Source organism: Synechococcus sp. R55.2 (assembly GCF_047462075.1).
GTDB lineage: Bacteria > Cyanobacteriota > Cyanobacteriia > Thermostichales > Thermostichaceae > Thermostichus.
The window spans coordinates 1-7,416 of sequence record NZ_JANSIH010000131.1 but is presented as its reverse complement, the minus strand read 5'-3'; the positions used below and the strand labels follow the sequence as shown (position 1 = coordinate 7,416).

The window sequence follows — 7,416 nt, the reverse complement described above, 5'->3', positions numbered from 1 at the left end:
CCCCCGAACGCCGCGCCAATCGCCTGATGCCCCAAGCACACGCCGAGTATCGGAACCTTGCCCGCCGCCGCTTGGATCAGCGGCACGCTGATGCCCGCCTCGTTCGGCGTGCAGGGACCGGGCGAAATCACGATGCGGTCGGGCTGGAGGGCAAGCGCCTGCTCGACGGTCAGCTCATCGTTGCGCACGACGGTCAGCTCCGCGCCCAGCTCGCCCAGATACTGCACCAAGTTGTAGGTAAAGCTGTCGTAGTTGTCGATCATCAATACCTTCACGGCATAGCTCCTGTTTACGAGTAGAGGGTGCGCGTGAGCAGGTCGCTCAGCGCGTGGGCGGCGTGTCGCACGGCGGGCAGCGCGTGGTCGTAGTCCATGCGCACGGGTCCCATCAGCCCGATCACGCCTGCGGGTCGCCCGCCTGCATAATAGCGGGCGTAGACCAGCGTGCAGCTGCGCAGCGCGTCGATGGGGTTCTCCTCGCCGATGGTGATGTGCAGTTCGGCGTCGCCGCTGTGTTGGAGCAGGCGGTAGAGCGGTTTGCGCGCCTCCAGCACGCGCAGCACCGCCTCCAGCTGGCTGACCTCGCGCTGGAACTCAGGCAGGCGCAGCAGGTAGACCATCCCGTCGTAGAGCAGCTCGCCCTCGGCGATGTCCTGCACCTGCTGCTGGATGGCGCGGAGCAGGCTGGCGAGCGTCTCGCGTTCGGCGGGCGATTCGAGCGCGGGCGCGTGGGCGGGGTCAAGCGTCAGCACTGTGCGCACGGTCTGCCCCTCGATCATCGTCGCCAGCACGCTCTGGATACGGTTCAGGGCGCGTTGCGAGGGCGCGTACTGCAGATCCACGAGGCGGTTGTCCACCTCGCCGTGTTCCATCACCACGACCGACAGCACGCGGCGCGGGGCGCAGGGCGTCAGCACGCAGCGCAGGATGCGCATCGTCTCGTCGCGCGCGGTGGCGGCAAACGCGACCGACTGCGCCGCGCGCGCCAGCACCTGCAAGGTCGCCTGCAACAGCTCGGTCAGGCTCTCGCCAGGCTCTGGCAGGCGTCGGAAGTAGCTCTCGATGCGCAGCGTCGTGGTTCCACTCATCAAGTGTTCCACATAGTAGCGGTAGCCGCGCGTGGTGGGCACTCTGCCCGCGCTGGTGTGCGGCTGCGCGAGGTAGCCGTATTCGGTCATCGCCGCCATCTCGTTGCGCACGGTGGCGGGCTTGACCCCCAGCGCGTACCGCTGCACAATCGCCTGCGAGCCGACAGGTTCGCCCGTGCGGATGTGTTCACGCGCCACCGCCCGCAAAATGGCGGCTTTGCGCGAGTCCAACACGCCCGTCTGCACTGTGCATCTCCGAGCCAAGCGCAATCACCATCGTAATTCTACCCCGTTTCACAGGCGCAAAGGGTATATTGTATAGAGATGGTTGCCGAACGCGAACTGACTCAGCGGTTGACGCGCCTTGAGCAGGAGGTAGAGGCTATCAAGCAGCGGCTAAATGCACTGTTGACGCTCAGTGCGCCGACATCAGCACTGGATCTGCTGGCGCAACTGTGGCAAACCACGAGTGCACCGCAGACGACGCTCACGCTTGCTGAGGCGCGCGAATTACTCACCAAAGGCTTGCCGACGCGATGGGGTAGCCAGCAAGTGAAGCGCCAACGAACACGACGATGAACATCGTCTACTTGGATCCCAGCGCATGGGTCAAACGCTACATCGCCGAACCTGGCAGCGAGGGGATTGATGCGCTCTGGGAAGCAATTCGCCAAGAGCGCGTGCAAGCCACTTGCCTGTGGCTGGGTTTTACAGAACTGGTCTGGGTTCTCCAAAGACGGCGCAATGCAGGCTCTTTGAGTCCATCCGCATTTACTGCCGTTTATCAGCAATTTCGTCAAGATTGTGAGCGAATCGTGTGGGTAGGCATATCCTGGGAGCAGATTCAAGCCTCAGTAGTGTGGATTGTAAAGCACAACCTCAACTCAGTGGATGCGTTGCACTTACAGGCGGCGCTGTCGCAACAGGCACTGTCTCAAAAGGAGGGCTGGCTGATCGCGTCCGATGCCCGTCTTCTGCGCGCTGCCCGTAGGGAGGGACTGCAAACTCTGAATCCTGAACGAAGCACGCCCGAAGAGTTGCAAAGGTTGCTTATCTAATTAGGCAAGTTGCACCACAGCTCTGCCGCGCGAGTCTGCTGTCGTGATCGAACTGTTCAGCGTGCCCTGACCATGCGTGGAGCTGGGCAATCTGATTGAACTCAAGCGCGCCTTGGGTTGCTCGCGCGGCTGTGGGAGACCCTCGCCGAATTGAAGCGGTTCGCCGAGTCGACAGGCGAACAGCCATCGGGTACACTTCCCCCCGATGGGCGAGCAGGTACGGCGGGCGGTCTACCCCGGCAGCTTTGACCCGCCGACGATGGGGCATCTGGACATCATCCAGCGGGCGGCGCGGCTGTTCGACGAACTCATCGTCGCTGTCGCGGTCAACTCCCAAAAACAGTCGCTGTTCAGCCTCGACGAGCGCGTGCAGATGCTACGGGAGTGCTGCGGGCATCTGCCGAATGTGCGCATCGCCTCGCTGGAGGGCTTGCTGGCGCGGTTCGCTCAGCAGGTCGGCGCGTGCGCGATTGTGCGCGGGCTGCGCGCCGTCTCCGACTTCGAATACGAGTTCCAGATGGCGACCATGAACCGCCAACTCGCCCCCGAAATCGACACCTGCTTCCTGATGACCCATCAGCAGTATGCGTTCCTGTCGTCGTCGATTGTCAAGGAGGTGGCGCGGCTGGGCGGCGCGATCGAAACCCTCGTGCCCCCAAATGTCGCCCACAAACTCAGGGAACGATTCGCCCCCCAAACGGCAGGAACCCCCCACCCATCGGGCGAATCTACTTGAAGCCACACTCAGGGGAGGCACGAACGATGATGCACACGGATGTCTCAACCATCAGGAAATGGCTGCGCGAACTGGATCAGGCGTTCGAACGCGCACGAAGCGTCGGACCTGTTGTCGTCGGTTTGGACAAAGGCGAGTGTCATAACCGAGTACAGCAGATTCTGGCGAACCTGCCGAGCGATTTCGATAAGGCGGAGCGGGTGCTGCGCGAGTCGGATCGGCTGATTGGCGGCGCGCAGACCGAAGCGCAGATGACGATTGCCCAAGCGCAGGAGGAAGCCCGCCGCATCGTCGACCAGGCGCGACGCGACGCCGAGCAAATCCTCGAACGCGCCCACGCCGAACAGCAGCGCATGCTGAGCCAGACCGAAGTCTACCAACTTGCGCAGACGCAAGCGCAGGAGATTCTGGAGTCGGCGCGCGAGAAAGCGCAGCAGATTCGGCAAGGCGCAGACGAGTACGCCTACGAGGTACTCACCCAACTCGAAGGCGCGCTGGCGAAGGTGATGAACACTGTGCAGAACGGCAAGGTGCTGCTGGAAGACTACCTCAAGCAGCGGGTCGGCACACGGCGCTAAAGCGGCGGCTTCACCGGCAGAAAGGTGAGCATCAGGCGCAGCACGCTTTTGAAGCGCAGCGGGTAGAGCTGCAGCGAGCGCAGGTACGCCCGACGCGCCCGCGCGCGGTCGCCCAGCAGCGCGTACTCCGTGCCCAAGCACGCATACGAGTGCGCCAGCGCCAGGCGCATCGCCCGCGCGTCGGTCGCCCGCTGCCACAAGCGCGACTCGTTCGCATGTATCGTCTCCGTGCGCACCTTCACATCGTCCTCGTAGACGCGCCGATGCTGAAACGAAGCGTTCGCCCCATGCACGCGGTACATCGTCAGCGGCTCGTCGATGTAGCCGATGTCCCACTCCAGCGCGATCCGAAACCACATCTCCCAGTCGCCCGAGCCAAACAAATCTTCGCGGAAGCCGCCCAACCGCTCGAAACACTCGCGTCGCACCAGAACCGACGAGGCGATGATTTTGTTGCAGCGCACGAGCGCCTCGATGATGTTCCCTGTCGGCGTGCGGGGCCATTCGAACCCCAGCGGGTTGCCTGGCTGGATGTCGCCCTTGCCGTCGATGAAGTAGCCGCCCGTATGCACCAGCCCCACTTCGGGGTGCGCGTCCAGCAGGGCGACCTGCTTTTCGAGCTTCGTCGGCGCCCACAGGTCGTCCGAGTTCAGAATCGCCAAGTATGCGCCGCGCGACTCGGCGATGCACCGATTCAGCGTCGGGTAGGTGCCCCGATTCGCCTGCACGAAGAGCCGTATGCGGTCGCCGTAGCCGCGCAGGATTTCTACCGAGCCGTCCGTGCTGCCGTCGTCCACGACCACGATTTCGTAGTCGCGGTAGGTCTGGTCGAACACACTTTGCAGGGCGGCGGGCAGGTACGGCGCGTGATTGTAGCTGGGTATCAGCACGCTGACTCTGGGCGTCATCGGCGGGCATTATACCCGCGCGGGGTATACTGAAGCGTATGACCGCTGCGCATGCGAGCCTAACGGAGACGATAGCCGCGCTGGATCAGCGCTATGTGTTGCCTGTGTACCGTCGCCAGCCGATACTATTTGTGCGCGGGGAAGGCGCGCGCCTGTACGACGAGTACGGCAACGCCTACCTGGACTTTTTGGCGGGGATTGCCGTGTGCAATGTGGGGCACTGCCATCCGAAGTTGGTGCAGCGCATCGCGGAGCAGGCGGCGCGGCTAATGCATGTGAGCAACTTTTTCCTGACCGAGCCGCAGGCGCGACTGGCGCAGCGGTTGTGCGAGCTGTCGGGCATGGAGAAGGCGTTTTTCGCCAACAGCGGCGCGGAGGCGTGCGAGATGAGCGTCAAGGTCGCCCGCAAGTACGCCAACGCCGTCAAGCGCACGCCCGACTACGAGATTCTCGCGCTGGAGGGCAGTTTTCACGGGCGCACGATGGGCGCGCTGTCGGCGACGATGCAGCCGAAGTACCAGACGCCATTTCAGCCGCTGCTGCCTGGCTTTCGCGCCTTGCCCCGCAACGACCTGGACGCGCTGCACGCGGCGTTCAGCGAGCGCACGGCGGCGATCCTGCTGGAGCCGATTCAGGGCGAGGGGGGCGTCTACCCGCTTGCGGACGAGTACCTGCGCGCGGCGCGTGCGCTGTGCGACCGCTATGGCGCGCTGCTGGTCGTGGACGAGGTGCAGGCGGGCTTCGGGCGCACGGGACGCTGGTACGCCTACCAGCACGCTGGGGTGACGCCCGATATTGTGGCGACAGCGAAGGGGCTGGGCGGCGGCTTTCCGATTGGCGCGTGCCTGCTGCGCGGCGTCGCCGCCGAAGTGCTGCAGCCCGGCGAACACGGCACGACCTATGGGGGCAACCCGCTGGCATGCAGCGCGGCGCTGGCGGTCATCGAAATCATCGAGGAGGAGGGGCTGCTGGAGAACGCCCAGCGCGTCGGCGACTACCTGCAGGCGCGCCTGCGGGCGTTGCAAGCGGAGGGCGCGCCCATTCGCGAAGTGCGCGGGCGCGGGCTGATGGTCGGCGCGGAACTCAGCCAACCGATTGCCCGCACCGTCGTCCAAAAAGCACTGGAGCGACGCCTGATCCTCAACGCCGTCGGCGAGACGATTCTGCGCATCGTACCGCCGCTAATCATCACCCCCGCCGATGTCGACGAGGCGATAGAGATCCTGCGGCAGGTGTTTCAGGAAGTATGAATCAAAGACTGTGTATAATTAGGCAGGGGTAGACGATGACTTTCAAGGTCGTTTTGGAACCGAGCGACGAGGGCGGCTACACGGTCTATGTGCCCGCCCTGCCAGGTTGTGTTAGCGAGGGCGATACTATAGAGCAAGCCCTGCAGAACATCCGAGAAGCCATCGAGCTTTATTTGGAGCCAACCGAAGAAGCGCCCCTAACTGAAGGGCAACTGGTGTACGAGGTTGCGGTATGAGCAAAGTGCCCAGCCTGCCCTACACGGAAATCGTGAAAGCGCTGGAGCGAGCAGGCTGGACGGTGACTCGCCAACGGGGGAGTCATATACGCTTGGAAAAGCATACAGAAGAGGGGCGTCGCTTGTTGACAGTACCTGCACATCGCCCTGTGAAGCGATCGACGCTGTCGCACATCCTGAAACAAGCAGGGCTGAGCGTCGAGGAGTTCAACGAGTTGCTGTAAGGTACACTCTCCCATGTTATGAACGCCTTCCAGATCGCGCTGTTGCTGTACGCGGTGGTAATCGCTGCGGGCGGCATCATGGGCTATGTCTCCGCCCAGAGCATGGTCTCGCTGGTGAACGGGCTGATTGCGGCGGTGCTGTTGCTGGTCGGGCTGGCGATAAGCTTCAAGAACCCCCCAGCGGGCTTTGGGTTGAGCGCGGTGGTCGCGCTGGCGCTGGGCGTCTTCTTCGCCTATCGCTTTTTCACGACGGGCAAGTGGATGCCCGGCGGCGTCACGATGATTTTGAGCGCGGTCGCGTTCGTGCTGATGGCGCTGGCAGCGTTGCGCAAGCCCTGAGAGCGGCAGGAATCCTAACCCGCTGTTCGAATCCCCCTGCCTATGAACATCCGCGAGGCGACTTTCGAGTGGATGCGGGCGCGCGGCATCCGCTATATCTTCGGTAACCCTGGCTCGACCGAGTTGCCGTTTCTGGTGAACCTGCCTGACGGCGTGCGCTATGTGCTGGCGTTGCAGGAGAGCATCGCGCTGGCGATGGCGGACGGCTACGCGCAGGCGAGCGGGCAGCCCGCGCTGATTAACCTGCATGTCGCGCCAGGGCTGGGCAACGCGATGGGCGTGCTGTTCACCGCGCTGAAAAACCGCGCGCCGCTGATTGTCACCTGCGGGCAGCAGGACACGCGCCACATCTTCCACGAGCCGCTGCTGTCGGGCGACTTGGTGGGCATGGCGCGCCCCGTGACGAAGTGGGCGTATGAGGTCAAGCACGCCGCCGATGTGCCCGACGCGCTGGAGCAGGCGTACCACTTGGCGATGACGCCGCCGCGCGGTCCCGTGTTCGTGTCGATTCCGATGAACTTCTGGGACGCGCCTGCCGAGCCGCCGCGCCTGAAGACGCTGCACGCGCCCGACGCGCCGCAGGGACTGGATGCGGTCGTGGACGCACTCGCGTCGGCGCAGAAGCCCGCGCTGGTGTGTGGGGCGGGCGTTGGGGGCGCAGGCGCAATCGCCGAAGCGGTCGCCCTCGCCGAGAAACTCGGCTGCGCGGTCTACCACGCGCCGCTGAACGCGCGGATGGGCTTCCCCACGCGCCACCCGCTGTACGAAGGGATGCTGCTGCCCGCCACGCCGCGCCTAATGCAAGCGCTGAGCCAGCACGATTTTGTGCTGGTGGTCGGCGCGCCCGTGTTCCTGTTGTACCCGTACTTTCCTGGCGGGATGCTGCCGCCTGGCGTGCGGGCGATGCTGATTACCGACGACCCGCAGGAGGCGTCGCGCGCGCCCGTGGAGCGGGCGTGCGTGGGCGACATACGGCTGTCGCTTATACACCTCTGACGCA

At 64.2% G+C, this 7,416-nt stretch carries 12 protein-coding genes; 9 read left to right on the top strand and 3 right to left on the bottom strand.

Annotated elements, in window-relative coordinates; genetic code table 11:
* The coding region (locus NW838_RS05030; protein WP_414427618.1) for a glutamine amidotransferase-related protein at positions 1-263 on the bottom strand (263 nt) is incomplete at its 3' end.
* Positions 264-289: 26 nt separating this feature from the next.
* Positions 290-1,321, bottom strand: coding sequence for a heat-inducible transcriptional repressor HrcA (hrcA, locus tag NW838_RS05025; RefSeq protein WP_414427617.1), 1,032 nt, complete (start codon positions 1,319-1,321; stop codon positions 290-292).
* Between the two features lie 90 nt (positions 1,322-1,411).
* Between hrcA and NW838_RS05020 the strand changes: the two genes are divergently transcribed.
* From NW838_RS05020 to NW838_RS05005, 4 genes are all read left to right on the top strand, one after another.
* Positions 1,412-1,666, top strand: coding sequence for a hypothetical protein (locus tag NW838_RS05020; RefSeq protein WP_414427616.1), 255 nt, complete (start codon positions 1,412-1,414; stop codon positions 1,664-1,666).
* Positions 1,663-2,145, top strand: a complete 483-nt coding sequence (locus NW838_RS05015) for a type II toxin-antitoxin system VapC family toxin (protein WP_414427615.1) — start codon at positions 1,663-1,665, stop codon at positions 2,143-2,145. Before NW838_RS05020 ends, NW838_RS05015 begins: the two co-directional genes overlap by 4 nt.
* A gap of 205 nt (positions 2,146-2,350) precedes the next feature.
* Positions 2,351-2,881 (top strand): pantetheine-phosphate adenylyltransferase, encoded by a 531-nt coding sequence (coaD, locus tag NW838_RS05010; protein WP_414427614.1) that lies wholly within the window; start codon positions 2,351-2,353, stop codon positions 2,879-2,881.
* 26 nt (positions 2,882-2,907) lie between these two features.
* Positions 2,908-3,459 (top strand): hypothetical protein, encoded by a 552-nt coding sequence (locus NW838_RS05005; protein WP_414427613.1) that lies wholly within the window; start codon positions 2,908-2,910, stop codon positions 3,457-3,459.
* On the opposite strand, the gene NW838_RS05000 is transcribed toward NW838_RS05005, so the two are convergent.
* On the bottom strand, positions 3,456-4,367 hold the full coding sequence (locus NW838_RS05000; RefSeq protein ID WP_414427612.1) for a glycosyltransferase: 912 nt from the start codon (positions 4,365-4,367) through the stop codon (positions 3,456-3,458). The two genes, NW838_RS05005 and NW838_RS05000, sit on opposite strands and share 4 nt — an antisense overlap.
* Positions 4,368-4,405: 38 nt before the next feature.
* Between NW838_RS05000 and NW838_RS04995 the strand changes: the two genes are divergently transcribed.
* From NW838_RS04995 to NW838_RS04975, 5 genes are read left to right on the top strand one after another with little or no spacing between them, the layout of a single operon-like run.
* A complete protein-coding gene (locus tag NW838_RS04995) occupies positions 4,406-5,617 on the top strand; it encodes an acetylornithine transaminase (RefSeq protein WP_414427611.1) in 1,212 nt (403 codons plus the stop codon).
* Between the two features lie 35 nt (positions 5,618-5,652).
* Positions 5,653-5,853 carry a type II toxin-antitoxin system HicB family antitoxin gene (locus NW838_RS04990; protein ID WP_414427610.1) on the top strand — a complete coding sequence of 67 codons (201 nt, stop codon included), beginning with the start codon at positions 5,653-5,655 and terminating at the stop codon, positions 5,851-5,853.
* On the top strand, positions 5,850-6,077 hold the full coding sequence (locus tag NW838_RS04985) for a type II toxin-antitoxin system HicA family toxin (protein ID WP_414427609.1): 228 nt from the start codon (positions 5,850-5,852) through the stop codon (positions 6,075-6,077). The genes NW838_RS04990 and NW838_RS04985 overlap by 4 nt, the downstream gene beginning before the upstream one ends.
* A gap of 18 nt (positions 6,078-6,095) precedes the next feature.
* On the top strand, positions 6,096-6,416 hold the full coding sequence (locus NW838_RS04980) for a TMEM14 family protein (protein ID WP_414427608.1): 321 nt from the start codon (positions 6,096-6,098) through the stop codon (positions 6,414-6,416).
* A 42-nt stretch (positions 6,417-6,458) separates the two neighbouring features.
* Positions 6,459-7,412, top strand: a complete 954-nt coding sequence (locus NW838_RS04975; RefSeq protein ID WP_414427607.1) for a thiamine pyrophosphate-binding protein — start codon at positions 6,459-6,461, stop codon at positions 7,410-7,412.
* Positions 7,413-7,416 lie beyond the last annotated feature (4 nt).